This is a genomic window from Leisingera aquaemixtae (assembly GCF_019801145.1).
In the GTDB taxonomy this organism is placed as follows: domain Bacteria; phylum Pseudomonadota; class Alphaproteobacteria; order Rhodobacterales; family Rhodobacteraceae; genus Leisingera; species Leisingera aquaemixtae_A.
Window position 1 is genome coordinate 391,274 of the sequence record NZ_JAHVJQ010000001.1, and the last position, 26,276, is coordinate 417,549.

At 62.9% G+C, this 26,276-nt stretch carries 32 protein-coding genes; 12 read left to right on the forward strand and 20 right to left on the reverse strand.

Features of this window, described 5'->3' with window-relative positions; genetic code table 11:
* Nucleotides 1-13 precede the first annotated feature (13 nt).
* Complete coding sequence (locus KUW17_RS23270; protein WP_024090279.1) at nucleotides 14-136, forward strand: hypothetical protein; 123 nt, start codon at nucleotides 14-16, stop codon at nucleotides 134-136.
* A gap of 287 nt (nucleotides 137-423) precedes the next feature.
* Here the strand turns inward: KUW17_RS23270 and KUW17_RS01920 are convergent, their stop codons facing one another.
* On the reverse strand, nucleotides 424-876 hold the full coding sequence (locus tag KUW17_RS01920; protein WP_222475513.1) for an iron-sulfur cluster assembly scaffold protein: 453 nt from the start codon (nucleotides 874-876) through the stop codon (nucleotides 424-426).
* Nucleotides 877-953: 77 nt separating this feature from the next.
* Here KUW17_RS01920 and hisI point away from each other — a divergent pair, with 77 nt between their 5' ends.
* The gene (gene hisI, locus KUW17_RS01925; protein WP_222475514.1) at nucleotides 954-1,313 is read left to right on the forward strand and encodes a phosphoribosyl-AMP cyclohydrolase; all 360 of its coding nucleotides are present in this window, start codon (nucleotides 954-956) and stop codon (nucleotides 1,311-1,313) included.
* Between the two features lie 48 nt (nucleotides 1,314-1,361).
* Here the strand turns inward: hisI and gluQRS are convergent, their stop codons facing one another.
* The 4 genes from gluQRS to KUW17_RS01945 form a co-directional block, all read right to left on the reverse strand.
* Complete coding sequence (gene gluQRS / locus KUW17_RS01930; protein ID WP_222475515.1) at nucleotides 1,362-2,222, reverse strand: tRNA glutamyl-Q(34) synthetase GluQRS; 861 nt, start codon at nucleotides 2,220-2,222, stop codon at nucleotides 1,362-1,364.
* A complete protein-coding gene (locus KUW17_RS01935) occupies nucleotides 2,219-2,833 on the reverse strand; it encodes a class I SAM-dependent DNA methyltransferase (RefSeq protein ID WP_222475516.1) in 615 nt (204 codons plus the stop codon). The genes gluQRS and KUW17_RS01935 overlap by 4 nt, the downstream gene beginning before the upstream one ends.
* Nucleotides 2,834-2,866: 33 nt before the next feature.
* Nucleotides 2,867-4,222 (reverse strand): methylenetetrahydrofolate--tRNA-(uracil(54)-C(5))-methyltransferase (FADH(2)-oxidizing) TrmFO, encoded by a 1,356-nt coding sequence (gene trmFO / locus KUW17_RS01940; protein WP_222475517.1) that lies wholly within the window; start codon nucleotides 4,220-4,222, stop codon nucleotides 2,867-2,869.
* A gap of 327 nt (nucleotides 4,223-4,549) precedes the next feature.
* The gene (locus KUW17_RS01945; protein ID WP_222475518.1) at nucleotides 4,550-5,335 is read right to left on the reverse strand and encodes an enoyl-CoA hydratase; all 786 of its coding nucleotides are present in this window, start codon (nucleotides 5,333-5,335) and stop codon (nucleotides 4,550-4,552) included.
* A 58-nt stretch (nucleotides 5,336-5,393) separates the two neighbouring features.
* On the opposite strand from KUW17_RS01945, the gene KUW17_RS01950 reads away from it, so the two are divergent.
* Nucleotides 5,394-5,816, forward strand: coding sequence for a PaaI family thioesterase (locus tag KUW17_RS01950; RefSeq protein ID WP_222475519.1), 423 nt, complete (start codon nucleotides 5,394-5,396; stop codon nucleotides 5,814-5,816).
* On the opposite strand, the gene asd is transcribed toward KUW17_RS01950, so the two are convergent.
* The gene (asd, locus tag KUW17_RS01955; RefSeq protein WP_222475521.1) at nucleotides 5,813-6,703 is read right to left on the reverse strand and encodes an archaetidylserine decarboxylase; all 891 of its coding nucleotides are present in this window, start codon (nucleotides 6,701-6,703) and stop codon (nucleotides 5,813-5,815) included. The two genes, KUW17_RS01950 and asd, sit on opposite strands and share 4 nt — an antisense overlap.
* A 170-nt stretch (nucleotides 6,704-6,873) precedes the next feature.
* Nucleotides 6,874-7,107 carry a DUF1127 domain-containing protein gene (locus tag KUW17_RS01960; protein ID WP_222475523.1) on the reverse strand — a complete coding sequence of 78 codons (234 nt, stop codon included), beginning with the start codon at nucleotides 7,105-7,107 and terminating at the stop codon, nucleotides 6,874-6,876.
* Between the two features lie 96 nt (nucleotides 7,108-7,203).
* On the opposite strand from KUW17_RS01960, the gene KUW17_RS01965 reads away from it, so the two are divergent.
* From KUW17_RS01965 to KUW17_RS01990, 6 genes are all read left to right on the forward strand, one after another.
* On the forward strand, nucleotides 7,204-8,607 hold the full coding sequence (locus KUW17_RS01965; protein WP_222475525.1) for a PLP-dependent aminotransferase family protein: 1,404 nt from the start codon (nucleotides 7,204-7,206) through the stop codon (nucleotides 8,605-8,607).
* 166 nt (nucleotides 8,608-8,773) lie between these two features.
* A complete protein-coding gene (rplM, locus tag KUW17_RS01970; RefSeq protein WP_174146423.1) occupies nucleotides 8,774-9,232 on the forward strand; it encodes a 50S ribosomal protein L13 in 459 nt (152 codons plus the stop codon).
* Between the two features lie 5 nt (nucleotides 9,233-9,237).
* Complete coding sequence (gene rpsI, locus KUW17_RS01975) at nucleotides 9,238-9,723, forward strand: 30S ribosomal protein S9 (protein ID WP_222475527.1); 486 nt, start codon at nucleotides 9,238-9,240, stop codon at nucleotides 9,721-9,723.
* Nucleotides 9,724-9,877: 154 nt separating this feature from the next.
* Entirely contained in the window at nucleotides 9,878-10,489 is a 612-nt protein-coding gene (locus KUW17_RS01980) for a CatB-related O-acetyltransferase (RefSeq protein WP_222475528.1), read from the forward strand.
* Nucleotides 10,490-10,625: 136 nt separating this feature from the next.
* Entirely contained in the window at nucleotides 10,626-10,994 is a 369-nt protein-coding gene (locus tag KUW17_RS01985) for a group I truncated hemoglobin (RefSeq protein ID WP_222475530.1), read from the forward strand.
* Entirely contained in the window at nucleotides 10,991-12,049 is a 1,059-nt protein-coding gene (locus tag KUW17_RS01990) for an adenylate/guanylate cyclase domain-containing protein (RefSeq protein ID WP_222475531.1), read from the forward strand. Before KUW17_RS01985 ends, KUW17_RS01990 begins: the two co-directional genes overlap by 4 nt.
* Before the next feature lie 9 nt (nucleotides 12,050-12,058).
* On the opposite strand, the gene KUW17_RS01995 is transcribed toward KUW17_RS01990, so the two are convergent.
* From KUW17_RS01995 to guaA, 12 genes are all read right to left on the reverse strand, one after another.
* Nucleotides 12,059-12,676: a TetR/AcrR family transcriptional regulator gene (locus KUW17_RS01995; protein WP_222475532.1), complete on the reverse strand. Its 618-nt coding sequence runs from the start codon at nucleotides 12,674-12,676 to the stop codon at nucleotides 12,059-12,061.
* Nucleotides 12,669-13,538 carry a polyphosphate kinase 2 gene (gene ppk2, locus KUW17_RS02000; protein ID WP_222475533.1) on the reverse strand — a complete coding sequence of 290 codons (870 nt, stop codon included), beginning with the start codon at nucleotides 13,536-13,538 and terminating at the stop codon, nucleotides 12,669-12,671. The genes KUW17_RS01995 and ppk2 overlap by 8 nt, the downstream gene beginning before the upstream one ends.
* Before the next feature lie 184 nt (nucleotides 13,539-13,722).
* Nucleotides 13,723-14,040 (reverse strand): DUF995 domain-containing protein, encoded by a 318-nt coding sequence (locus KUW17_RS02005; RefSeq protein WP_222476276.1) that lies wholly within the window; start codon nucleotides 14,038-14,040, stop codon nucleotides 13,723-13,725.
* Between the two features lie 12 nt (nucleotides 14,041-14,052).
* Complete coding sequence (locus tag KUW17_RS02010; RefSeq protein WP_222475534.1) at nucleotides 14,053-14,208, reverse strand: DUF995 domain-containing protein; 156 nt, start codon at nucleotides 14,206-14,208, stop codon at nucleotides 14,053-14,055.
* Nucleotides 14,209-14,341: 133 nt separating this feature from the next.
* Complete coding sequence (locus KUW17_RS02015; RefSeq protein WP_222475535.1) at nucleotides 14,342-15,295, reverse strand: alpha/beta fold hydrolase; 954 nt, start codon at nucleotides 15,293-15,295, stop codon at nucleotides 14,342-14,344.
* A 1-nt stretch (nucleotide 15,296) separates the two neighbouring features.
* The gene (metA, locus tag KUW17_RS02020; protein WP_222475537.1) at nucleotides 15,297-16,214 is read right to left on the reverse strand and encodes a homoserine O-succinyltransferase; all 918 of its coding nucleotides are present in this window, start codon (nucleotides 16,212-16,214) and stop codon (nucleotides 15,297-15,299) included.
* 59 nt (nucleotides 16,215-16,273) lie between these two features.
* On the reverse strand, nucleotides 16,274-17,137 hold the full coding sequence (locus KUW17_RS02025) for an ATPase (protein ID WP_222475539.1): 864 nt from the start codon (nucleotides 17,135-17,137) through the stop codon (nucleotides 16,274-16,276).
* A 174-nt stretch (nucleotides 17,138-17,311) separates the two neighbouring features.
* Nucleotides 17,312-18,430 (reverse strand): OmpP1/FadL family transporter, encoded by a 1,119-nt coding sequence (locus KUW17_RS02030; RefSeq protein WP_222475541.1) that lies wholly within the window; start codon nucleotides 18,428-18,430, stop codon nucleotides 17,312-17,314.
* 103 nt (nucleotides 18,431-18,533) lie between these two features.
* Nucleotides 18,534-19,412, reverse strand: coding sequence for a DMT family transporter (locus KUW17_RS02035; RefSeq protein ID WP_222475542.1), 879 nt, complete (start codon nucleotides 19,410-19,412; stop codon nucleotides 18,534-18,536).
* Between the two features lie 78 nt (nucleotides 19,413-19,490).
* A complete protein-coding gene (locus tag KUW17_RS02040) occupies nucleotides 19,491-20,330 on the reverse strand; it encodes a glycosyltransferase family 1 protein (protein WP_222475544.1) in 840 nt (279 codons plus the stop codon).
* A 20-nt stretch (nucleotides 20,331-20,350) separates the two neighbouring features.
* On the reverse strand, nucleotides 20,351-21,040 hold the full coding sequence (locus KUW17_RS02045; RefSeq protein WP_222475546.1) for a sulfotransferase family 2 domain-containing protein: 690 nt from the start codon (nucleotides 21,038-21,040) through the stop codon (nucleotides 20,351-20,353).
* A 149-nt stretch (nucleotides 21,041-21,189) separates the two neighbouring features.
* Nucleotides 21,190-22,758 (reverse strand): glutamine-hydrolyzing GMP synthase, encoded by a 1,569-nt coding sequence (gene guaA, locus KUW17_RS02050; RefSeq protein WP_222475548.1) that lies wholly within the window; start codon nucleotides 22,756-22,758, stop codon nucleotides 21,190-21,192.
* Nucleotides 22,759-22,863: 105 nt separating this feature from the next.
* On the opposite strand from guaA, the gene KUW17_RS23275 reads away from it, so the two are divergent.
* Nucleotides 22,864-22,992: a hypothetical protein gene (locus KUW17_RS23275; protein ID WP_261396933.1), complete on the forward strand. Its 129-nt coding sequence runs from the start codon at nucleotides 22,864-22,866 to the stop codon at nucleotides 22,990-22,992.
* A 9-nt stretch (nucleotides 22,993-23,001) separates the two neighbouring features.
* Nucleotides 23,002-24,549 carry a trimethylamine methyltransferase family protein gene (locus KUW17_RS02055; protein WP_222475551.1) on the forward strand — a complete coding sequence of 516 codons (1,548 nt, stop codon included), beginning with the start codon at nucleotides 23,002-23,004 and terminating at the stop codon, nucleotides 24,547-24,549.
* A gap of 17 nt (nucleotides 24,550-24,566) precedes the next feature.
* On the opposite strand, the gene KUW17_RS02060 is transcribed toward KUW17_RS02055, so the two are convergent.
* Nucleotides 24,567-24,917 (reverse strand): DUF6477 family protein, encoded by a 351-nt coding sequence (locus KUW17_RS02060; RefSeq protein ID WP_222475553.1) that lies wholly within the window; start codon nucleotides 24,915-24,917, stop codon nucleotides 24,567-24,569.
* Nucleotides 24,918-25,150: 233 nt separating this feature from the next.
* On the opposite strand from KUW17_RS02060, the gene KUW17_RS02065 reads away from it, so the two are divergent.
* Nucleotides 25,151-26,224 carry a DUF6456 domain-containing protein gene (locus KUW17_RS02065; RefSeq protein ID WP_222475555.1) on the forward strand — a complete coding sequence of 358 codons (1,074 nt, stop codon included), beginning with the start codon at nucleotides 25,151-25,153 and terminating at the stop codon, nucleotides 26,222-26,224.
* Nucleotides 26,225-26,276: the final 52 nt, after the last annotated feature.

Sequence of the window (26,276 nt, forward strand, 5' to 3'; positions counted from 1 at the left end):
GGAGGCCCGAGCCATGATTGCACAGATCAAGACCACCATTCAGAATGCCCATTCGACCCTGCTGCAGGACGCCATCGGGGCGGCCTCGCTGATGGTGATGCTGGTGGCGGCGCTGCATCTGCCGGGGCTGCTCTGATCCCCGCATCGTTTTCCTGATTGCATCTGCTGTGCCGGGCTGGCCCTTTCCTGTCCCGGACTGTTTCCGGGGATCAACCGCCTGTACAGATCCCCCTCGGCCCGATCTTCGACTGAATTGCCTCAAGATCCTGCCTGGCCCGCCCGGGTCCCGCACCGCAGAGCATGACTGCCGCCGCCATCTGCCCGGATGTGCGGCGGTTTTTTCATGTCAGAAGGGGGGGGGGCAGGCGCGCGTTTCCCGCCTGGGCGCGGGACAGCGTGTATTGCGAATTGTGCTAGCCGGCCTTAGGCGCATTGCTCCTTGGCGGCGGTCTGCATGGCTTCCAGAGTCGCCTCCAGCGCCAGCATGATCGAGGCATGGCGGTTCTTGAACTCACGTGCGGGCTGCAGCACTTCCAGACCGTCAAACGGCGCATCCGGCACCGGACCATCCTGGGTCAGCATGGCCTTCAGCTGGTTGCGGGCGGTTTCAACTTCCTCCAGCGAACAGCCGATCACATTGGCACCGGTCACAGCGGCAGAGGCCTGCCCCAATGCGCAGGCCTTCACGTCCTGCCCGAAATCCGTGATCCGGCCGTCCTCGACCTTGATATCGACGGTCACGGCAGAGCCGCACAGCGGCGAGCGTTTCTTGACGGTGGCGTCCGGCGCCTGCAGCCGGTCCAGGTGCGGGATGTCGGCGGCCAGCGCCAGAATGCGCGAGGAATACAGCTTGATCAGATCACTATCGCCAGACATCGCTTTCCCGGTCTTTCCCATTTTGCAGGTTCCCCATACATAGGGAGCCGAACAGCAGATGCAAAAGGTTTTTACCCATGTCCTTTGATCCCGCCAGCCTGACCTACAATGACGCCGGGCTGATCCCCTGCATCGCGCAGGACGAAGCCACCGGCGAGGTGCTGATGATGGCCTGGATGAATGCCGATGCAGTGGCCCGCACCCTGGAGACCGGCAAGGTCACTTATTGGTCGCGCTCGCGGCAGTCGTTCTGGATCAAGGGCGAGACGTCCGGCCATGTGCAGGAACTGGTGGACCTGCGGATCGACTGCGACCGCGACTGCTTGCTGGCGCTGGTGCGCCAGACCGGTGCGGCCTGCCACACCAACCGTCGGACCTGTTTCTATACCGCGGTGCGGGACGGGGAAGAGGTCGAACTGATGACGCCAATGAGCTGATCCGCTTCGGGTGCGGCCCTGGCGGGCCGTGCCTTCGGCGGGGTGTTTTCAGCCAGACGAAGGCGGCAGGCCCACCATTTCGCGGATGTCCTGCGGCGTGGCGCCTTCGGCGCGGTATTTGGCAATGGCACGCGCATCATCTCGTTTGGCGAGGCGTTTGCCATTCTCATCGCGGATCAGGCGGTGGTGGTGGTAAATGGGCGAGGGCAGGCCCAGCAGGCTTTGCAGCAGGACGTGGATCTGGGTCGCCTCGAACAGGTCAGCACCGCGCACGGCGTGCGTAATGCCCTGATCCGCGTCGTCCGCCACCACCGACAGATGGTAGGAGCTGCCCATGTTGCGGCGCACCAGGATAATGTCGCCAACAGCTGAGATCAGCTCATCTGGGTCCAAGGCGTGCGTACCCTGGAATTCCGGGCCCGTCTCCGAGAAGCTGCGCAGATCTGCGGCGCGGACGGCTTTTTCCATATTGAGCCGGATCACGTCCCGGCCCGTGGACTCCGATGGCAGCCGGCTGCGGCAGGTGCCGGGGTAGATGCGCCCGTCCGGGCCGAATTGCGGCACGCCTTCCTGCGGTGCGCCGGCGGCGGCCTCGATATCTGCGCGGTTGCAGCAGCAGGGATAGGTCAGGCCCATCGCGGTCAGCTGGTCCAATGCTGCCCGGTAGCGGGGCAGCCGCTCTGACTGGCGCATCACCGGCTGCGGCCAGCTGAGGCCCAGCCAGTGCAGGTCCTCATAGATCTGCGCTTCCCATTCCGGGCGCGCGCGCGACTGGTCAATGTCTTCGATGCGCAGCAGGAAGCGGCCGCCGTTGGCCACGGCCATGTCATGCGCCAGCATGGCGGAATAGGCATGGCCCAGGTGCAGCGGTCCGGTCGGCGACGGCGCGAAACGTGTGGTGAATGTCACGCTTTCTCAATTACATAGACGGTAGACTTCAGGTTTATTCCGGGGAGGTGCTCCCCGTATTCCCGGAATAGCAGCCGTGCGGCCGAACAGTCCAGCCATTCATTGAGCTTGCCGGTATAGGCGTGGTCCTCCAGCGCGTGATCGTTGTAGGAAAAGGCAAACAGCCCTTTGCGGTCCAGTCCGCGCATGATCACGTCGAAGGTTTCCGGCGGTGCCGCCCCGGTGCCGAGCACACCGCAGCCGACGATGGCGCGGTAGGTGCCGGGCTTCACCGGAGCCTTGTCGGTGACGTCCAGTTCGGCCAAGGTCCGGTAGGCGCCCTTGTCCCGTGCCTGGGCCAGCATTTCGGGCGAGGGTTCCAGCCCGTCGACCACGTTGTAGCCGGCCGCTCTCAGCGCGAGGCCCGCCAGGCCGGTGCCGCAGCCGAAATCTAGAATGGGCGCGTCCGGCTCCGGCAGGTACTTCCACAGCGCCGCGGCGATCCGGGCCGGCGTTGCGTAACCGATTTCCGCGATTTCAGCGTCATATGAGGCGGCCCAGCGGTCATAGTGGTCGCGGGTCGCGTCCTGGCTGGTAAGGCCATAGGATTTACCGAGGAATTTTTCACTCATGCCACAATCCTAGACCCGCGCTTTGCGCAGCGTCTAGGAAAAGTTGCTGAGCCAGTCCTGCCAGACGCCTTTGGCGCGGTCGGTATAGGCCTTGTAGCGGTCCTTGCGGCCGCGGCGGCCGCCCTTCAGGCCGTCCACCGGGCGGAACAGCCCGAAATTCACGTTCATCGGCTGGAAGGTCTTGGCCTCGGCGCCGCCGGTGATGTGGTGGATCAGCGCGCCCATGGCGCTGTCCTGCGGCACTTCCGGCAGCTCCCGGCCAAGGATCTCCGCCGCGGCCAGGCGGCCTGCCAGCAGGCCCATGGCGGCGCTTTCCACATAGCCCTCGACCCCGGTGATCTGGCCGGCAAAACGGATGTTGGGTTTCGACTTCAGCCGCATCTGCGCGTCCAGCAGGGTGGGCGAATTGATGAAGGTATTGCGGTGGATGCCGCCGAGGCGGGCAAAGCTGGCGTTCTCCAGGCCGGGGATCATCTTGAAGACCTCCGTCTGGGCGCCGTATTTCATCTTGGTCTGGAAGCCGACGATGTTGAACAGCGTCCCCAGCGCGTTGTCGCGGCGCAGCTGCACCACCGCATGGGCCTTGACCTCCGGCTGGTGCGGGTTGGTCAGCCCCACCGGCTTCATCGGTCCGTGGCGCAGGGTTTCGCGGCCGCGTTCGGCCATCACCTCGATCGGCAGGCAGCCGTCGAAATAGCCCGCGGTCTCGCCCTCATGGAACTCGGTCTTGTCGGCGGCCAGCAGCGCGTCGATGAAGGCCTCGTACTGGTCCTTGTCCATCGGGCAGTTGAGGTAGGCGGTGCGCTCCTCCTCGGTTTCGCCCTTGTCATAGCGCGACTGCATCCAGGCCTTCGACATGTCGATCGACTCGGCATAGACGATCGGCGCGATAGCATCGAAGAAGGCCAGTGCCTCGGCTCCGGTTTCGGCTTGAATGGCCTTGCCCAGCTCCGGCGAGGTCAGCGGGCCGGTGGCAAAGATCCAGTGGCCTTCGGCGGGCAGTTCGGTGATTTCTTCGTAGGAAACCGTGACATTCGGATGCGCCTTCAGCTTGGCGGTCACGGTTTCGGCAAAGGGCTCCCGGTCCACGGCCAATGCGCCGCCGGCGGGCAGCCGGTGCTCATCCGCGGTGGTCATGATCAGGCCGTTCGCCGCGCGCATTTCCCAATGCAGCAGGCCCACGGCGTTCTGCTCGTCATCATCCGAGCGGAAGGAGTTCGAACACACCATCTCGCCCAGGTTGCCGGTCTGGTGGGCAAAGGTTTCCACCTTGGGGCGCATTTCGTGGATCACCACCTGTACACCCATGTTTGCCGCCTGCCAGGCCGCTTCCGAGCCGGCCATGCCGCCGCCCACGATATGCAATGTCTGTGCCGAATGATCTGTCATGCCCGCCACATAGGGCAGGGGACGTGCGCGTGCAACAGGCTTGGGGAGATACCGGGCCGCAAGCAGGGCCTTCGCCCAAAAGGCGGGCAGGCGGGCTTGTTGGGGGGAGATTTGGGGCCGCCGCTGCGGGAATGGATGACCGGGGTGAGAGAACCGGTTGGAGGGACCCTTCCGCAGCAGCAGCCCAAATTGTGCCGGTCAGCGACCTTGCCCAATCTCTGCCATCTTTCCGCCCGAATTGGAAGGCGGCTATTTGGCTTATTGCGGAAACATTACGTTCCGATTGGTAAACAAAGGCTAAAGCTTTCCGTAAATTTTCGGAAAAACTCACTCCTGCCAGTCGGGGGGGCGTTTTTCGATAAAGGCGGCCATGCCTTCGATTGTGTCCCGGTACATCAGGTTCTCGACGATCACGCCGCTGGTATAGGCATAGGCCTGGTCCAGCGGCATCTGCAGCTGTTCATAAAACGCCTGCTTGCCGATTTTCACCGCCGCGCCGAGCTTGGACGCGATGGTTTCCGCCAGCCGGGTGGTCTCTGCCTCCAAGTCCTGCAGCGGCACGGCGCGGTTGGCGAGCCCCAGCTCAACGGCGCGTGCAGCGTCCACAAATTCGCCGGTGGTCAGCAGCTCAAACGCCTGTTTGCGCGGGATATTGCGCGACAGTGCCACCATCGGGGTGGAGCAGAACAGTCCGATGTTCACGCCGTTGACGCCGAACTTGGTGCCTTCGGCCGCCACCGCCAGGTCGCAGGAGGCAACCAGCTGGCAGCCCGCAGCGGTAGCAATGCCGTGGACCTGGGCAATCACTGGCTGGGGCAGCGACTGCAACCCCGTCATCACGCTGGTGCAGCGCGCAAACAGATCCTGGAAATACCCCTTGCCGCCATCCTCCGCCGCGCGGCCTGCAGTCATCTGCTTGATATCATGGCCAGCGCAGAATCCTTTGCCGGTGCCGGACAGAATCACCACTTTGATACGGCTGTCTTCGCGCAGGGCATCGATTTGCTCCTGCAGCGCGGCCAGCATCTCGTCCGACAGCGCGTTCAGCTTCTCGGGCGTGTTCATGGTGAGCCGAGCAATCGCACCCGTGTCGTGACGTTCCAGAATTGCCATCTTGCCCTCCGTGCAAATCCGGGGGCAACTCTAGGCGGGGCGAACGGAAAGGGAAAGCATGGCGCTGGCATTTGATGTCGCAGGTCTGACCGAATACTTGCATGAGATTTTTCCGCAGGTGCGGGATGACTTTGCCATCGAAACGATGGAGGAAAACCATCTCAGGATGCGGCTGTTGACGGCGGAGAGGCACCTGCGCCCCGGCGGCACGGTGTCCGGTCCGTCGATGTTTGCGCTGGCCGATTGCGCGGTCTACGCGCTGATCCTGGCGCATCTGGGGCAGGAGGCGCTGGCTGTGACCACCAACTGCTCGCTCGATTTCATGCGCAAGCCCGCGGCCGGTGCCGACCTGATCGGCGAAGCGCGGCTGCTGAAACTGGGCCGGGTGCTGGCGGTGGCGGATGTGCTGATCTATTCCGAGGGTATGGCACAGCCTGTGGCCCGCGCTTCGATGACCTATTCGATCCCGCCCAAGCGTTAGAGCGCAGTGGCGAAGGGCTGGCCGACCTTGACCAGGGTCTCCCGCCCCTTGGCGCTGTTTGCCACCAGATCATCGGAGAACTGCACTTTGCCCGGCTCGAAAACCACCACCACGGTGGAGCCGCCGAACTTGAAATAGCCCTTCTCGTCCATCTTCTGCACGGCGCCGGAAGTGCGGGTGTTGACGATGGAGCCGACCCCGAAGGCGCCGACCTCGACAAAGCAGTAGCTGCCCAGAGCCTCGGTTTCGATCAGCGTCCAGGTCCGCTTGTTCTCGCCGAACACATCCGGCCCGGCGCCAAGGGCAATCGGGTTGACCGAATGCAGCGCGCCGGGAATGTCCTGCGACGCCGTGATACGGCCCGCGGCGGGGAAATGGTAGCGGTGGTAGTCCGCCGGGCACAGCCGCACGATCGCCAGCGCGCCGCCGATGAACCGCTCCGCAATGCCGGGCAGCATGGTGCGCACCGACATCGGATAGCCCTTGACCGGGACAAACACGTCCTCTGCCAGTTCCGGGAACACCAGCACCCGGCCATCAGCGGGGGATACAATGTCTTTCGGGTCCGCGCTGAAGGGACGGGCCTCGGGCCTCAGATGGCGCACGAAGAAGTCGTTGAAGCAGCCAAAGCTGTCCGCTGGGGCCGTGGCCTCGCTCATGTCGATGGACAGTTCGTCGACCACTGCCGCGATCTTGCCCTTGGAAAACCGCGAGTCGAACCAGGCGCCCATCAGGCGGCTGATCAGGCTGGATCGGAACAGCAGTTTTTCCACCGGCCTGGCGCTGGCGTTCTGATAGGCCCAGCGGATCCACTTCTCGCCCAGCACCGCCTCTTCAAAGGTCTCGCCGGTCTCGCGGTCTACAACAAGAATGGGGTCGCGCTGCATCAAATCTGCCAAATCTGGTTTCGTCCCGCTGCGCCTAGCAAAGCGCGGGGGGCGGGCCAAGAGCGGATTTTCATATGGCGGTTGGGCGGTTCCGCTTCTTTCGGGTGGCGGCGCAAATAAAAAAGGCCGGGGCATGCCCCGGCCGTAAGGTTGTTCTTTTGCCCAGGGGATCACGGGCGCCAGAACGGAAGAGTGGCTTCATAGTGGGCGTCCTCACGGGACAGCCCGATGTCCTTCAGCTGCGTATCGCTCAGGTGTTTCAAATGGGTTCGGGTGCGATGGCGCAGGCTCCACTTGGTCACCAGCACGGCAAAGGAGACGGCCCATTGCGCCAGCACCGGCAGGGCCGGGCGGCTGTTCAGATAGGACATGTTCGATTGTGCCATTTGCGTATGCTGTGCCATGGGAGGCTTCCTTCGTATTGTGTTGATACAATCCTGTTGATTTGTCGTGGCGTTTTGATACAAAGGGGGTGCAGTATTGTCCAAGGATGGATTGTAATGGGTACAATTTGGCCGCAGGCCCTGGGTGAGACAAAAGGTCCCAAGTACAAAAAGGTCGCAGATACAATCCGGTCGGCTGTTGAAATGGGCAGCCTGAAAATTGGTACAAAGCTGCCGCCGGTACGCGATCTCGCGTATCAGTTGAGCATCACACCCGGCACCGTCGCCCGTGCCTACAGCATTCTGACCGATGAGGGCGTGCTGGAAGCTGAGGTCGGGCGCGGCACTTTCGTAGCCGAAAAGAAGAAACCGGTGCCCGATGACGTATGGTCGCGGGAGCTGCATCTGCTGGAGGCACGCGATCCCGGCCATGTCAGCCTGTTCAGCCCGCGGATTGCCGACATGGGGCAGGTGGCGGCGGTGCGCGAAGCGCTGCACAAGGTGGCCGAGGGCGAGGCGCGCAATTTCCTGAATTATCCGACCCGCGATGCATATCAGCCGGTGCGCCAGGCGGCTGCCGCCTGGATTGCGCAGGCGCCGGTTGGCCCGGTCAGCGAAAAGGACGTGGTGCTGACCCACGGCGGCCAGAACGGGCTGATGGTGGCACTGCAGGCAATCCTGCAAGGCCCGCAGCCGGTGATCATGGTCGAGGATCTGACCTATGCGGGCTTCCGCCGCGCAGCAGAGCTGCTCAGGGCGCAGGTGGTCGAGGTCGCCATGGATGAACACGGCATCCGCCCGGACGCAATGGAGCTGGCGATCCGAAAATCCGGCGCCTCCGTCATCTGCACCAGCCCGGAAGTGCATAATCCCACCGGGCTGTTCACGCCGCTGGAGCGCCGCAAGGAGATCGTCCGCATTGCCCGCCGCCACGGCGTGCAGATTGTCGAGGACGACTGCTACCGCCTGGGGGAATCGCGCGCGCCCAGCTACCGCGCGCTGGCGCCGGAACTGGCCTGGCATGTCTCCTCGATCTCCAAGATCCTGACGCCGGCCTTGCGCGTCGGCTTTGCGCTGGCGCCGGAGGGGCGGGCGGCAGACCTGCGGCGGGTGGCGGAATACGGCTATTTCGGCCTGGCGCAGCCGTTGGCGGAACTGGTGCGGATCCTGCTCACCGACCCGCGGCTGCCGGGGCTGGTTCAAAGCGTGCGAAACGAAATGGCCCGCTACGTGCGGGTGGCGGTCAACGCGCTTGGCGGTTTTGACCTGACCTGGAACCCGGAGGTGCCGTTCCTGTGGCTGAAACTTCCGTCCGGCTGGCGCGCCGCCGCCTTTACCCGCGCGGCAGAGGCCAACGGGGTGCAGATCCGCTCGGCGGATGAATTCGCCCTGCGCGACGGTCGCGCGCCGCATGCGGTGCGCATCGCCATCAACGCGCATGTGCCGCTGAAGCAATTCGAAGAGGCGATGCTGCGCCTGCGCGCGCTTCTGGACAACCCGCCGGAGCAGATCAGCGTGTGATTTTGTGGGGTATTATTATACCTATTTTTTAACGTACTGATTTGTAATGGTTTATTCTTGTTTGGTGGTGTTGACTGGGGCTTTGGATGCCCGTAAACCCCGTCCATCGAATTCAGGCCGATGACCTATGGGATTCTGCCTTCACGACAAACAGGATTGACCTGCCATGAAAACCTTCTCTGCTACTCCGGCAGACATCGAGAAGAAGTGGATCCTGATCGACGCCGAGGGCGTTGTTCTGGGCCGTCTTGCCTCGATCGTTGCCATGCGCCTGCGTGGCAAGCACAAAGCCTCGTTCACTCCGCATATGGACATGGGCGACAACGTCATCATCATCAACGCCGACAAGGTGCAGATGACCGGCAAGAAGCGCGACGAGCACTTCTACTGGCACACCGGCCACCCGGGCGGCATCAAGTCGCGCACCAAGCAGGAAATCCTGGAAGGTGCACACCCGGAGCGCGTCGTGTTCCAGGCTGTCAAGCGCATGCTGCCGGGCAACCGCCTGTCGCGCCAGCAGATGACCAACCTGCGTATCTATGCCGGTGCCGAGCACCCGCACGAAGCCCAGGCACCTGAAGTTCTGGACGTCAAATCCATGAACAAGAAAAACACCCGGAGCTGATACCGATGGCTGATCAGATCAACACTCTCGAAGAGCTCGCAGCTGCAACCGGTGTGGAAGCAGTGGCCGAAGAAACCATCGCGCGTGAGCCGGTTCGTGACGAACTCGGCCGCTCCTATGCCACCGGCAAGCGTAAAGACGCTGTTGCCCGCGTCTGGATCAAGCCGGGCTCCGGCAAGGTCGAGGTGAACGGCAAAGAGCTGAACAAGTACTTCGCCCGCCCGGTGCTGCAGATGATCCTGCGCCAGCCGTTCCAGGTTGCCGGCGTCGAAGACCAGTTCGACGTTTACGCCACCGTCAAGGGCGGCGGCCTGTCCGGTCAGGCCGGTGCGGTCAAGCACGGCATCTCCAAAGCCCTGCAGCTGTACGATCCGTCCCTGCGCGGCGCGCTGAAAGCGGCCGGCTTCCTGACCCGCGACAGCCGCGTTGTGGAACGTAAGAAATACGGTAAGGCCAAAGCCCGCCGTTCGTTCCAGTTCTCCAAGCGCTAAGCTGGAAACACATGCTTTTGGAAGGGCTCGCCGCTGGCGGGCCCTTTTCCGTTCCGGCCTCCGCCATTTCCTGCAATCTTTCAGAGTTCTTTTAGAAAGTTTTTCTAGGTTGGCCCGGTATTCAACGGATCAACACTGGAAGGCGGGACAGACAATGGCTTCTCCTGAGAACTTCAAGACCGCCCCGATTGGCGCCGGGCAGCTGGAAATCGGCCGCTTTACCCACGGGTATGAGGACATGGACATTCAGGGGCAGGACAGCGGCGCCAGTATCTCCATCGGATCGTTCTGCTCGGTGGGCCGGGGGGTGCGGGTGCTGCTGGATCAGTCGCCGGCATTGGACCGGATCACTGCCTTTCCGTTTGGCGAGGTCTTCACCGATCATCTGGGCGGCGCGGAAACGCACGCGCCCCGGCAGGGCGGCCATGATGTGGTGATCGGTAATGACGTCTGGATCGGCGCCAATGCCACGCTGCTGGGCGGGGTGACCATTGGCGACGGCGCTGTTATCGGCCCCAATGCCACCGTGGCCGGCGATGTGGGCGCTTACGAGGTCTGGGCGGGAAACCCGGCACAGATGGTCCGCAAACGCTTTGACGACGCGGTTTGCAAAAAGCTACAGGAACTGCGCTGGTGGGATCTGCCGCTGCCCCTGATCCGGGAGATGGCGCCGCTGCTGTCCGCGCAGCCCACTGCGGACCTGATCGAAGGCTTGCAGGGCATTGTCAGCGACCTCGTGACCTTCACCGGCGAAAGCGCAGCCTGACCGCTTGAAACCGCGAAACCCGTCTGTATCAGGGCTGATTTCCGGCCCGGGGCGGCCTGCGCTGTCCCCGGGCGTTAACTTTTTCAAAAAACTAGCGTAACATGGGCAGACCGCTTCCTGTTGGGGGACAGCAGTCATGCCGCAAACGATCTACGAGAAGTACGGCGGGTTCAGCGCTATCAGCCGGGTCGTGATGACCTTTTACGAGCTGGCGCTCGATTCCGATCAGATCGGCGACTACTTCGCCGACGTGGATATGGCGCGCCTCATCGACCACCAGACCAAGTTCATTTCCTCGCTGCTGGGCGGGCCGGCCTCGTTCAGCGATGACCGGCTGGAGGCAGTGCACCGCGCCTTGGGCATCAGTCACGAAGACTTCGACGAAATGGGCACGCTGCTGAAAGAAGCGCTGGAGCAACATGGGCTGTCGGAACCGGATATCCGAACCACACTCAGCGCCATCGAATCGAAACGCAGCATCATTGTCACCAGGGATGCGGCATGAGCATTGCCGCCATCAACGAACAGTTGTTGCGCGCAATAGGCGTCGGTGTGGCTGTCGTTCGGGCCTCTGATCTGGGGTTTGTCTTTCACAACCAGCCGTTTGCGGAATGGTTCGGCACCCCGGGGCCCGGCGCGTCCCTGATAGATGCTATTGACGGCCTCAGCGCGGAAGACCTGAGCACGCTGTGCGACGAAGGGCTGCGCTATTCCGCAGAGCTCAAGATCAAGCGCAAGCGCCGCACGCTGGTGTTTGCCATAAATATCTCCCAGGCCAGCCATCTGGACGAGCCGCTCCTGGTGGTGGAATGCCAGAACATCACCCGCATCCGCGAGCTGGAGAGCATGATCGACAGCTACTCCGCTATGGTGGAGCGCAACACCCGCGAGCTGGAGCGCGAGAAGGAGCGGGTGGAACGGCTGCTGCTGAACCTGATGCCACGCTCCGTCTATGAGGAATTCAAGACCTTCGGGGTGGTGACACCGCAGCTCTATCCCAAGGTCTCGGTCGTAATGTTGGACTTTGTTGATTTCACCGATTTTGCCTCGCGCACCGATCCGACGGTGACACTGGGAGAGCTGAACGACATTTTCACTGCCTTCGACCGCATCGTCGAACAATACGGCTGCGAGCGGATCAAGACCATCGGCGACGCTTACCTGGCGGTGTCCGGAATGCCGGACCCGGCACCGGACCACGCCACCGCTGTGGCCCATTGCGCCACCCGTTTCCTGCGCTACCTGGACCGGCGCAACCAGAGCCATCAGCACAAGTGGCAGGCCCGGATCGGCCTGGGAACCGGATCTGCCGTCGGTTCCGTGGTGGGCATCCAGAAGTATGTCTATGACGTCTTCGGCCCGGCGGTGAACCTGGCCTCCCGCCTGCAAGTCTTTGCCAACCCGATGAAAATCGTCGCGCCCGAAGAAATGAAGGAAGCCCTGTCCGAGGAATTCCATGTCACCGATATCGGGCCTGAGGATATCAAGGGGATCGGCGAAGTGAACCTGGTCAATGTCGGCAGTGAGCTGAGCGCGCCGCAGCCGAGCGGCCGGTTCTAGCAGCCGGGTCTAATTGTCCGGTCCGATCAGCCCCAAGCCGCGCAAGTAGATGCCAATACCGCTTTCCAGCAGATCCTCCGGCGGGAAGGGCGAAGCGGCACCAGGAGAGTTGCGCGCATAAAGCTCCACTACCCCGTGGCTCATCGCCAGCACATGTGCCGAGAACATCGAGGCCGGCGGGCGTTTCTCGGCCGGGATATGCTGGCTGAGGTCGGCTGCGGCTCGTTCCAGGATCTGCCGCGCCCGCGCGGCGGCATCGGCCAGTTCCGGGGTGCGGTTCACCGAAATCCCGCTTTCGAACATAGCGATGTAATGTCCGGGATGCTTGCGGGCAAAGGCCAGATAGGCGCGCCCGGTCGCCTCAAACGCCGCCAGTGCAGAGGGCTGGTACTTGTCATAGGCATGCTGCATCAGGTCTGCGAACATAACGTAGCCCTGACGCGAGGCCTCGGCGATCAGATCCTCGCGCCCTTCGAAATGGCGGTAAACAGCCGCCGGGGTGACACCGGCCTGCTTGGCGGCCTCCGACAGGGTAAAGCCGGTCGGCCCCTTGGCCTCGATCAGCTGCAGGGCGGCTTCGACCAGCGCCTGGCGCAGATTGCCGTGATGATAACCGCGTTTAGGCATCCCAGATGTCCGGGCCTCCGCAAATCTTGGTGTCCAGGGCGCCAATCGCCTTGGAGTCCTTGCTGGCATAGTCAATGGCGTGCAGCACGCTGCGCATCGCCGCCAGCCTGGCCCGCCGTTTGTCATCCGAGCGGATGATAGTCCAGGGGGCTTCGGCGCAGTGGCTGCGCGCAAAGGTTTCGGAGATGGCGGCGGTGTATTCGTCCCATTTCTCCAGCCCCTTCACATCAATCGGGCTGAGCTTCCACTGTTTCAGGGGGTCCGACTCCCGCGATAGAAACCGCCGCAACTGTTCAGCCCGGCCAACGTTGAGCCAGAATTTGAACAGCCGGATGCCATCCTCGGCCAAGGCCTGCTCAAACCCCTTCACCTGGTGAAAGAACCGCTCGCGCTGCGCGTCCGTGCAAAAGCCGAACACCTTTTCCACAACGCCGCGGTTGTACCAGCTGCGGTCAAAGAACACGATTTCGCCGCCGGACGGCAGGTGCTGGATGTAGCGCTGGAAATACCACTGGCTCTGTTCGGCTTCACTGGGCTTCGGCAGCGCCACCACCCGTGCGCCGCGCGGGTTCAGGTTTTCCCGGAACCGCCGGATGGTACCGCCCTTGCCGGCCGCATCCCGGCCTTCAAACACGATGGCAATGCGGGCGCCGCTGGACTTGACCCAGGATTGCAGCTTCACCAGTTCGATCTGCAGTGCCTCCAGCTCTGCCTCATAGGACTTGCGCTTCATCCGCTCGTTGTGCGGGTAGCCGGGGCTCAGGATATCATCCTTGTCCGCACCCTTGATCGCCGCGCGGATCTCCTCCGGCGCGCCGCTTTGGCTGTAGCGGCTGATAGCCCCGTCAAATGGCAGCGGCATGTGCAAAACCCTTCTGTCCTCAACCCCTTATATGGGAAGACAGTATGGAATGTGAATCGCTTTAACGCAAATTTGCGCAGCTGACATGGGGGCGTTGCGGCAAAAGCCGGAGGGTGCTGCACCGGCCCGGCGCGGGCGGGTGCAGTTGAGGGTTACAGACTGTTGGGGATCAGCTGCCGCGGTTTTACACCTTGAGCTTTTTTCGCAGCCGCCGGATCTTCGATTTGAACTTGAACCCCTTTTCCAGGCTTGCACTGTTGGTGGCCTTCCACCATTCCCGGTCCTTCGGCCAGCTGCGCCAGACAATACCGTCCGCCGCCGTCAGGTGAGAGATGCATTCTTCTTCACCTGGTTCGGACAGGCGTTCACCATTCTTGGCCCAGTACCAGGTCAACTTCTGGCACACGCGGCCCTTGGCATCGATATACCATTTCCCGACTCCAACACTGTCAGGATGCTTTCCGCAATAGGCCTGCGCTTCCCAGCGGGGGCCGTAATAGATGCCTCCCTCGCACTACTTCCATCGCTGCGTTTTGCCGCCGTACAAGCTGGCCAAATCCTGCGCCGCTGGAACTGTCGCGTTCTGCGGTTTGGGATCAGCCGTGGGCTGTGATGTTGAAAAAATTACGCCGAAGATCGTTGCAATGATGGCGAGACCGGGTGTTTTCATAGTGCCCTCCATTACCAGAGGGATAGTATGCCACAGCTTGAGTAACAATTCTCTGGGGTTGTTTCTGTCCGCTTCTTTTAGCACCGTGTCCGCAGTAAAGATGGCCCATTGAATTGCAGCAGAACAGGCTGTTTCAGCTCAAATTCGCGCGCGCGGCGGCGCGGTGAACGGCGGCAGCGACCTCATCCGTTGCCACATGGTGCGGCATGTGGCCGATGCCCTCCAGCAGGGTCAAGTCTGCGGTCGGGACATCGCGCTCCAACTGCCGGGCGTGGATGTCGGGACTAACGGTGTCATCCGCAGTGCCATGGATGATTTCAACCGGTATGCTGATCCGGTCGTAGTGCGGTGCCAGGGATTTCACCTCGTCCAGCAGGTTGGCGCGCTGTTTGGCATTGGCCCGCAGCGATGCGCGCCTGAGCGTCAGTCCGATGCCAAAATGACTGGCGTAGCCTTCCGGGACAGCCTGGGGGGCAAACACGGCGTCCAGTGTTTCCATAACGGTTGCCCGGGAGACATAGGCAGTCACAGCCGGGACAGCCAGCGCGCTGCCCAGGCGTGTGGAAGTCACCCGGTAGAACAGGTCCAGCGGCGTGTCCCAGGGATGGGATACCCCGGCAACCGAAACCAAGGCTGCAACACTTTGCGGGTGGTCCACCGCCCAGGCCAGCGCCACCGCGCCGCCATAGCTCTGGCCCAGAACCACAGGGGCCACGGCCCCCATCTGCGCGGCGGCCTGGCGCAGCACATCAGCCTGCTGGCGGATCGTCGCGCCGCTGCCGTTCAGCGGGCTGGAATAGCCCAGTCCGGGACGGTCGAAGATCAGGATGCGAAAGTCATCGGCCAGCGCAGGGGCCAGGCGGAAGGTCATGTCCCGGGTGTTGCCGCTGGAGCCGTGGATCAGCACCAGATCCGGGGCGCTGCCCTTGGGGCGGCCCATTTCCACTGCATGCACCCGGTGGCTGCCCACCGCCAGGATCTGGCCCTGCGGCGGGTGGCTGGCCATGGCCGCCGCCTCGCGCCGGCCTGCCTGCCAGGCGGTGAGGGCAGCCCCCGCTGCCACGGCGAGGCCTGCCCAGGCCAGCATTCTAGCGGCCGATCTCTTCCAGATCGTATGGCGTGGTCTGATAGATCTCATTGATCCAGTTGCCGTACAGAAGATGCGCGTGGCTGCGCCAGCGGTTCTGCGGCTGGCGGCTGGGATCATTGTCTGGATAGTAGTTGCCCGGCACGTTGATCGGGGTGCCGTTGGCCACGTCGCGGTCGTACTCCTGCTTCAGCGTATCGCTGTCGTATTCGAAGTGATTGAAGATATAGAGCGCCCGGTGCGCCTTGTCCTCGATCAGGCAGGGGCCGACCTCGTCACTGCCCAGAAGCGTCTTCAGGCCCTCTGCGGCATCGACCTCTTCCTGCTTCATCTCCGTCCAGCGGCTGACCGGGATCACGAAATCATCCGAGAACCCGCGAAGGTACGGCGAGGCCGGCGCCAGGTTCTGATGCCGGAAGCAGCCGAATGCCTTGTGGTCCAGCATGTGCTTCTTGACGCCATGGAAGTGGTTGATCATCGCCATGCCGCCCCAGCAGACGCCAAAGGTCGAATGCACGTTGGTCTGGGTCCATTCGAACACCTCCTGCATCTCGTCCCAATAGGTCACTTCGGGAAATTCCAGGTGCTCGATCGGCGCGCCGGTGATGATAAGCCCGTCGAACTTCTCGTGCTTCACTTCCTGGAAGGAGTGGTAGAACTCCTCCATGTGCTCAGCCGCGGTGTTCTTGGTCTGATGCTCGGTCATCCGGATCAGGCTCAGCTCGATCTGCAACGGGGTGGCGCCGATCAGCCGGGCAAACTGGTTCTCGGTCTGGATCTTCTTGGGCATCAGGTTCAGCAGGCCGATGCGCAAGGCGCGGATGTCCTGCCGCGCCGCCTGATCCGGCGACATGACCATCACGCCTTCGTTCGTCAGAACGTCATAGGCGGGCAGGTCTGCGGGGATCTTGATGGGCATGTCAGTGTCCTGATTTGCGGAAGGTTGTGCGATATAGCGGAAGTTTTCAGATAAGCGGGTTAGCCGCGGTCCTCAAGGGCCGAGGCGATCAAATCCACGAAACCAGCCTCATCCTTGACGGCTGAGATCTGGTCGGCGGTAACGGTGACGCCCCAGTTGTCGGCCATCGCCTGATAACGCGGCTGGCGGTGCGCCAGCGCCTGGGCATAGGTCCAGCGGATAAAGGCATCGGGGTCGACATCAACCTCGGATATCCCGTTTGCCTTGAGATACTCTTGCCAGACCCGGTCCAGGAACTCCGGCTGGTAGGACATCGGCTTGGGCGCGCGGTCGAACCGGCGCACCAGCTCGGCGGTATGCGCCTCGCTGCCTTTGATCCAGACCATCAGCGTGTGCTTGCTGAGTTCAGACAGGATCTGGTCCTTGGGGTCATCGGCATCCACCCATTCGCAGATCGACCCGCCGGTGTCGCAGATGAAATGCGGATAGCCATACAGCTGCTGCGCGCGGCCTTCGAAATATTCGGTGTCCAGAAGCGCCCGGATTTCCGCCACCCGGAACTGCTCCTGGCGCCGCTTGTATTCCGCGATCGGCAGGCCGCCCTTGGCCACATCGCCGGGCTTGCCCAGGTAGGCGGCCACCGGCGTCAGGTTCTCAAAGGTGATGTTGGAACCGATGAAGATCGAATCCGACAGCAGAAGCTCGCGCAGGAACGGCACCTTCATCGCCTCCGCCTTGGCGTTGTCGGCGATGTATTCGCCCATGTAGCGGGTGCCGATGCGGTAATCCACCGAGTAGTGGAACCAGCTGCCGGCGCCGCGCAGAACATTGCTGACATAGGTTTTACCAAGCCCGGACATGCCAAAGAACAGCACCCGTTTGTTCGGCGCGTCGCGCCAGTCCTGCGCAGAAGAGTAAAGCATGGAGTTTCCAAGTCCCTGAAGGTTTCACGCCTTGCTAATCACCCGCGCGGGCTTGGTCAATTGCGTGTGCGCTTGCGCCGCAGCCCGCGGCAGGCGCAAAGAAAAACCCCCGCATTCCGGATGCGGGGGTGAACTGTTCGTTTCTGCCTGCAGCGGCTGCTGCCTGTGCCGGGATCAGAAGTGGAAGCCGACTTTCAGGCCGAAGCTGACCGCGTCGTTGTCCTCGAAATCGGTCACCGGGTTGCCGCCGGGGGAGGCAACTGCGTCGCCCAGCTGGGTGTAGCGGACACCGGCAGAGACGGTCATGTTGTCCTGCTTGTACTGCACGCCAAGGCGGATCGCCTCATAGCCGTGGGTCGGCGCCAGCGGCGAGACCAGATCGTCGCCGTCCGCATCTGCATAGATCAGCGCGACAGAGCCGGACCAGTTCTCGTTGAAAGCGCGGCCGATACCCAGCGTGTAGGTCACCGAGTCGTCCAGGTCGATCAGGTCACGGTCCAGAATCCCGGGAACCAGGTTGGTTACGCTGTGCTCGGCCCAGCGGATGCCGCCGAACAGCAGCGTGTCCTGTGCGATGCCGGTTTGGAAATCCAGGTTCACCGACTGCGGCGTCTTGGTCTTGGTCGTGCTGGACCCGCTTGCAAGCGGGAAACCGGCAAAGGTTTCGGTCAGGTCGAATTCGTGTTCGATTTCGGAGCTGTAGGTCAGCGCAGCGCGCAGGGCGATCTCGGGAATCTCATAGGCAACGCCGGCCACCCAGCCAAAGGCGCCGTCCTTGTCCACTTTCACATTGTAGGTGCCGCCGGGAATGGCTGCGTAGGCGGCGCCGGCCAAATTGATCTCGCCGTCAATTTCCTGATAGCGGATGCCGCCGTGGGCGCTGAAGCGCTCGTTGAACTTGTAACGCAAAAGAGCGGTGATGGAGTTCGAATCTGCTTGCGCTGTGGTGCCACCGAGCCAAGCGGAGCCATCCACCGGATAGTTCACATCCACACCCCAGGGTTGATCGAAGATCAGAGCAAACGACAGCTTTTCGTTGAGGTCCCGCTTGTAGCCAGCGCCGAACATGTTGAAGCGCTCACCAACATCTCCGCTGGTAGACGGGGTCACAAAAGGGCTTAGGTCCCGGTCGTCGCCCGACAGGTCCACGGATGTGGTCGCGAAAGAGAATTCGGCGTAATTGCCTTCTTCGAAGATGATCCCGATCGGCTGGCCGGTGCGGTCCAGGCCGCTTGCCATAGCAGAACCCGATGCCAGCGCCAGAACGGCTGACGTTGCAAGATAGCGTTTCATTGTTCCTCCCAGTATTGCAGCTGTTCCAAGCCGCTTAACGCGAACGTAATCGGCGGGATTTCCGCAAATCAACATTAACCGCGCGGCAACTAGGCGGATTCAGTCAGCCCTGAGGGGTTCTGTGGGGCTGTCTTGCAACTATGTTCAGGTAATTTGCGATGCAGATGACGGCGGCGCCGCCCAGCACCCAGGCATCCAGCGCCTCGCCGTAGATCACCATGCCCAGGATCGCGATGGCAGGAAGGCGGGCAAAGTCCACCGGCACCACCACACTGGCCGGGGCCAGCGACAGGGCGGTGGTCAGGCAGAAATGCGCGGCGAGGCCGGCAATGCCGATCAGCACCAGCCAGGGCAGGGTGGCGGCATCGGGCAGCGCCATGTCGCCGTCCCACCCCGCCGCCAGCACCCCCATCACCAGTTGCATGGAGGTGAGCCAGAACAGGATTGAGGCGGTGTTCTCATGCCGGGTCAGCCGCTTGGTCAGGATTGCGGTGAGGGCAAAGAAGATGGCGCAGCTGGCCGCTGCCATCAGGCCGATGTTGATGGTGTCGGGACTTGGGCGGGCAACAATCAGGATGCCGGCAAAACCCAGCGCCGCCGCCAGCATCCGCCGCCGGGAGAGCACCTCTCCCAGCAGGATCGGCGACAGGATGATCACCCACAGGGGCGAGGTGAACTCCAGCGCAAAAACCTGCGCCAGCGGAATCAGCGTCACCGCCAGGAACCACAGGTTCTGGCCGGTGAAGTGGAAGATGTTGCGCAGCAGATGCACCTTCAGCCGTTGCCCCCGCACCTGGTGCCAGCGGCCTGTTACGGTGAGGGCTGCAATCACGATCATTACACCCACCAGGCTGCGGTAGGCCATGATTTCGAAGGTATCCAGCGTCAGCCCTGCCTCGCGGCCCGCAATCGCCATCGCGGAAAAGGAGACGATGGCGCCGATCATCCAAACGGCGGCGGCTACCGGTTCCGATTTCTGCATGAAGGACCTCCCGTTGCCGCAGGAAGGCGCGATCCTGCAGCGGCGTCAAGGGGCCTCGTAGCCAGGAGGTTCAGCGGTTCAGATAATCTCGCGCAGCAGCCCGGCCTGCGGAAGGCTTGCGATTGTCTCCTTCGCTTGCGCCCCAAGCTGTGCCAGCCCGGCCTCGTCCTTCAGCGCATCGTCAATTCCCGCCGCAAGCTGGCTGTAGGGCAGGGGCAGCATCCCGTCGCGGTAGCAGTCGTCGATCCGGGTTCCGGGGTTCACTTCGGCCGCGATGGGAACACCATTGGTCATCAGGTAGAAGGTCCGCACGATCTCGAAAATCTGCGTCTCATAGTAATGAAGGTTCAGAACAATCCGCGAGCGGGCGATCCACGCATCACGGTCCTGGCCGTATACGCCGAACAGTGCCTTGACCCGCAGGCCGCGGGCTTCGAGATCTGCAAGAACCGCCTTCCTGCGCGGGTTGATACAGCCGTAGAACAGCACGTCGACGTCGGGATTCTCCCGCCGCGTGATCCGGCACAGTTCCTTTTGATAGCCGAGCTGAAGCTTTTCCACCCGTTTGACGCCAAAGTCCCTGAGGTGGGCGACATTTGCCTCGCTGTAGTCCCACAGCGTGAAGTCCTGCGAGAACCACTCAAGAATTCGCTTGTTCCAGTCGCCGAACACCGCGCCCAGCTGCTCGGTGTTGAGGATGATGGTGCCGGGCGGCATCTGCTTGGCAAAACTAGGATTGAGAAGGTGGATGCCGATCACGATGTTGCGTGCCGCCGGGTCGATTCTGTTTCTGGTGGAGACAGCTTCGAAGCCGAGATCGCGCAGTGCGTAAAGCAGCAGGTCGGCAATCTCGTAGAACGCGCCCGAATGGACGTAGTTCTGGGGCTCAATCAGGCAGATGTTGAACTTCTGTGTCATGTATCTCAGCCAATTGCGCCTCAGCCGGCGGCCGCTTGGGGGTGCGGCTGTGCGGCCGGTTGCCGGTCGTAGTTGAAGTTGTCGAAGTCCATGCTGTAGAGCTTTTGGGCGACGGCCAGGCCCTCGTCGCTCAGAACAAGGTCGCCGGGGTCAAAGCTGTCGGGCAGCCGCAGGTGGTTGCTGTGCGTCATCTGCTGGCTGGCAGGGTTGCTGAACAGGGCCGCATCGATGAAGGCCTTGGCGTGCTCCGCGCCGTTCTCCTCCAGCTTGAAAACCTGGTAGTTGGCGCCGGGATAGAAAAAGCCCGACTGCGGATAGAAATGGCCATCCATCCAGCCTTTGGTCAGAACGTTTTCCAGCAGGCGGGTCTTGACGAATTGGTCCAGGGTTTCGTCGCTGCCGATCCGGCGCTCGACCAGCCGCTGGAATTTGTAGGCGCTTTCAAGCCGCGCAATCGGATGGCGCACGATGGTGAAAAAGGCGGTGAAAAAATCCTTGGGGAACAGCCGCGACAGGGATTCCCCGTCGATGTGCTGGGGGGAAGAGATGTTCCAGTGCTGCTGCTGCGGCGGGTTGGACACATATTGTTCGTCCAGGAAGGCGAGGCTGACGCCTTTCAGGCCCTGCACGTAGCGCTCGACAGAGGTGCCGCCGCACTTGGGAATATGCGCGAAGTGCAGCAGCACGTCCTTGTATTTGATCACGGGCATTTTGCGCCTCCATTTGCCTTGAAGCAGAAGGCCGCCGGCTACAAACCGGCGGCCAGGTGTTCCGCTCAAGATGGCGCAAATTGCTTAAACGTTCTTTAAAACTGCCGCGGACTGCCCCGTTTCTGCAGGGAAATCCGCGCCGCCCGTGATCATTCCCACTCGATGGTTCCCGGAGGCTTCGAGGTGATGTCGTAGGTACAGCGGTTGATGCCCTTCACCTCGTTGATGATCCTTGTGGCGGTTTCGCCCAGGAACTCGTGGCTGAAGGGGTAGTAGTCCGCGGTCATGCCATCGACCGAGGTCACCGCGCGCAGGGCGCAGGCGTAGTCATAGGTGCGGCCGTCGCCCATCACGCCAACGGTGCGGACCGGCAGAATCGCCACGAAAGCCTGCCAGATGTCATCGTACAGACCGTGCTTGCGGATCTGGTCGATATAGATCGCATCCGCTTCGCGCAGGATCTCCAGCTTCTCGCGGGTGATTTCGCCGGGGCAGCGGATCGCCAGACCCGGCCCGGGGAAGGGATGGCGGCCGATGAAACTCTGCGGCAGGCCCAGTTCGCGGCCGAGCGCGCGGACCTCGTCCTTGAACAGCTCGCGCAGCGGCTCGACCAGCTTGAGACCCATCTTCTCCGGCAGGCCGCCCACGTTGTGGTGCGACTTGATGGTGACCGAAGGGCCGCCCGAGAAGGAGACCGATTCAATCACATCCGGGTACAGGGTGCCTTGCGCCAGGAATTCGGCGCCGTCGATGGTGTCGGCGTGTTTCTGGAACACGTCGATGAACAGCTTGCCGATGATCTTGCGCTTGGTTTCCGGATCCGACTGGCCGTCCAGCTCACCCAGGAACAGGTCGCTCTCATCCGCGTGGATCAGCTGGATGTTGTAGTTGTCGCGGAACATCGAGACGACTTCTTCCGCCTCGTTCTTGCGCAGCAGGCCGTGGTCCACGAACACACAGGTCAGCTGGTCGCCGATCGCCTCGTGGATCAGGATCGCCGCAACAGAGGAGTCGACGCCGCCGGACAGGCCGCAGATCACCTTCTTGTCGCCGACCTGTTCGCGGATCTTCTCGATCATCTGCTCGCGGTAGGCGCCCATGGTCCAGTCGCCGCTGAAACCGGCCAGGCGCACGAAGTTCTCATAGAGCTTGGCGCCGTTCGGGGTGTGGTGCACCTCCGGGTGGAACTGCACCGCATAGAAGTTGCGGGAGACATCGGCGGTGATGGCAAAAGGCGCGTTGGGGGAAGTGCCGTAGACCTCGAACCCCGGGGCGATTTGGCTCACGTGGTCGCCGTGCGACATCCAGACTTGCTCGCGGTCGGCGTCATTTGCGAACCAGCCGTCCAGCAGCTCCAGCCGGTCAACGGTCGGGGTCACAAAGGCGCGGCCGAACTCCGCGGTGCCGTGTCCGCTTTCCACCTTGCCGCCCAGCTGGTGCATCATCACCTGCTGGCCATAGCAGATGCCCAGGATCGGCACGCCATAGTCGAAAATTTCCTGCGGCGCCCGGGGGCTGCCCTCGCGGGTCACGCTGTCCGGCCCGCCCGAGAAGATCACCGCCTTGGGCGCCAACTCGCGCACAAAGTCCATGGTGACATTCTGATAGGGGTGGATTTCGCAATAGACGTTCAGCTCGCGCAGGCGGCGCGCAATCAGCTGCGTGACCTGGCTGCCAAAGTCGATGATGAGAAGGCGGTCATGGGATGTCTCTGTCATGCACGCGCCATAGGGCAGGAACGCGTTTTCTGCAAGGGGGTTTGGCCGCGATGCTGGGGGCTGGGCGTTATTTAACGGCAGACCGGCATCAGGGCCGCAACGGGTATGCCAAAGTCCACCGGCACGGTGGAAATTGCAGCGGCAATGTCGCTTTTCAACTTGAATGGCCGCAATCCTGCGGCGGCGGCGCGCGCACTGGCTATAATACCCATCGCAATGAAATGCCTGTGGTGAGGATAAACCATGACAGAAGCAGCCCCGCGCCGTCGTGCCCGCGGTTCCGGCGGCGGCGCCGCCCGCCGCGCCGAGCGCACCAGCGTCAAGATCGAGACCGCCAAGTACATCGAGCGCAACATTCCGAACTTCGAGATCCTGAACGAGGAAGCGCTGGAGATCATCGAGTACAACGCGGACACGATCCTGGAAGAGGTCGGCGTCAATTTCGTTGACAACCCGGCGGCGCTGCAGCGCTGGCGCGATGCCGGTGCCGATGTCCAGGGCGAGCGCGTGCGCATCCCCCGCGGCCTGGCCCGCAAGCTGTGCGAAACCGCGCCGGCCGAGTTCACCCAGCACGCCCGCAACCCCGAGAAATCGGTGGTCATCGGCGGCAAGAACCTGGTTCTGGCACCGGTCTACGGCCCGCCCTTCGTGCGCGACCGCAACGGCGGCCGCCGCTATGCGACCATGGACGACTTCAACAAGTTCGTGAAGCTGGCCTATATGTCCAAGTGGCTGCACCACTCCGGCGGCACCGTTTGCGAACCCACCGACATCCCGGTGAACAAGCGCCACCTGGACATGCTGATGGCGCATATGACCCTCAGCGACAAGCCGTTCATGGGCTCCGTCACCGAACCCAGCCGCGCCCAGGATTCCGTCGACATGGCCGGCATCCTGTTCGGCAAGGAGTTCGTGCAGAACAACACCGTGATGACCTCGCTGACCAACATCAACTCGCCGATGACCTTCGACGACGTGATGATGGGCTCGCTGGAAGTCTACGCGCAGAACAACCAGGCCTGCATCATCTCGCCGTTCATCGTCGGCGGCGCCATGGCGCCGGTGTCGGTGGCAGGCACCCTGACCCAGGTGCTGGCAGAGGTTCTGGCCGGTATCGCCTATAACCAGCTGTGCCGCCCCGGCGCGCCTGCGATCTTCGGCGCCTTTGTGTCCTCGATCGACATGAACTCCGGCGCGCCGACCTTCGGCACCCCCGAAGCGTCGCTGGTCACCTATGGCGCAGGCCAGCTGGCCCGCCGCCTGGGCGTGCCGTTCCGTTCGGCCGGCTCCTTCTGCGGCTCCAAGCTGCCGGATGCGCAGGCAGCCTATGAGACCGCCAACTCGCTCAACATGGGCCTGATGTCCGGCGTGAACTTCATGCTGCACTCCTGCGGCTGGCTCGAAGGCGGCCTGGTTGCGGACTTCGAGAAGTTCGTGATGGATGCCGACCAGCTGGGCGCGCTGCATGGCCTCGCCAAAGGCATCGCGGTGGACGAGAACGGCCAGGCGATGGAAGCGATCCGCGAAGTCGGCCCCGGCGGCCACTACCTCGGCTGCTCCCACACCCAGGCCAACTTCAAATCGGCCTTTTGGAAGTCCGACCTGCTCGACTACAAACCGTTCGAGCAGTGGGAAGAGGAAGGCGCGCGCGACACCTATGCGCTGGCCTCCAACCGGGTCGAGAAGCTGCTGGCCACCTATGAGCAGCCGGCTCTGGATCCTGCCATCAAGCAGGCGCTGGACGAATACGTGGCCGAGAAGAAGGCCTCCATGCCCGACGCGTTCATGTAATCGCGCGAGGCGGAAACTCAGGGGCAGGGGGCCGCACCCTCTGCCGCAGCAAAACGGCGGTCCGCACGGGCCGCCGTTTTTGCGTTTGGCCTGGCGCGCAGAAAGCCGGCCTCGCCGGCCAGCGCGATCAGCACATCCACGTGGCGGATCAGGGAATAGCCGGCCTCGCCGTCCCGGCGCGCCGTGTTCAGCCCGTCTTCCAGCTCCAGCAGCCGCATCACCGCCGCAGCGGGCTTGGGCACCTCGCCATAGCCCAGGATGCGGCGCAGGTCGCGCTGGCGGCAATAGTTCCGGGCGCCAAGCCGCGCCGCCCGCGCCAGAATCCTCGGGCGCCGAAGCAGTGTGAGCCGGGTGAAGACATCCTGCATCGTGCTCTCCTTTCCTATCTCTTTGCAGGCTCTGCTATAACACAACCCTAGGTGGTGTTGCGGAAAGGGGGAGACCGGCGAACGGTACGTTTTGTGATGATTATGTTTTTTCTGGAAACAATGATGTCCGATCCGCGCTTTTGTCCAAATTCAGCCGGGCGCAAGGGGACAGGCCGCAGGCACCTTTGAGTGCGGCTGGCCCGGCGGCCTGGCTCACGACCGGGGGGTTACGAATGCAAGACATGACACAGGCACCCTTTCCAGGCTGGGTGCCGCTGGAAACATGCCGCTACCTTCAACACACCGAGGCAGGCCGCCCGATCCGGCAGCTGGCCCGCAAGGCGGGTTGCCATCCTTCCACCATCCTGCGGCAGGTGCGCCGGGTGGAAACCCTGCGGGACGACCCGCTGATTGACGAGGTGCTGACTTATCTTGCCGGGCGCTACAAGTCCGCCGCTGCGAAACCGGGGCAGCCCGATAGTCCATCCGCCGCAAACCGCAGCCTGAGGTCGGGTTTCGAGCGCGAGGCTGCCAGCGTGCTGACCCTGCTCAGCCGCGGCGGCGCGGTTCTGGCCGCGGCCGAGGGCATGGAAATGGCCGTGGTCGTGCGCGAAGGCCAGGAGGCCGACGGGCAGAAGGTGGCGGTGTCGCGCCCCTTGGCAGGGGCGCTGGCGCTGACCGGCTGGATTGCCTGCACGCGCCGGGGACGGATCAGCCGTTATTCGATCACCGCCGCGGGCCGCAGCGCGCTGAACCGGATCATTGCCGATCAGGAAAACCGCGCCCGCGCCCGGCTGGAAGGCGGTTTTGCCGAGGCGCAGGCGCCGTTCGAGGCCCCGGAGCCTGCCGAGGCGGGCGGAATGGGCCGCAAATCTCGCTACAGCGGTGCCGAGACGCCGCTGGAAATGCTGGCCAGGCTGTTGGACAAGGACGGCAAATCCTTCCTCACCCAGCCGATGGTGCGGGCCGGGCGGCGGCTGCGCGAGGACTTCGAGCTGGCGCAGATCAGCAGCCACCTGATGCAGGAGGAGCTGTATTTCGCCCAAGGAAGCCACCCCATGCGCAGCACCAGCCACCAGGCGGCGGCGGCAGCGCACCAGCGGATGACAGAGGCGCTGCAGAAACTGGGCGCAGGCCTCAGCGACATTGCCCTGCGCTGCTGCTGCCATCTGGAGGGGCTGGAAACGGCGGAGCGAAACCTCGGCTGGCCGGCCAGATCGGGCAAAGTGGTGCTGCGCATCGCGCTGCAGCATCTGGCCGAGTACTACGGCGAGGCCAGCCCGCAAGAGGAAGAGATGATCGGCTGAACCTGGCTGCGCCGCAAAAGAAAACGGGCCCGCTGCGCGGACCCGTTCGAGT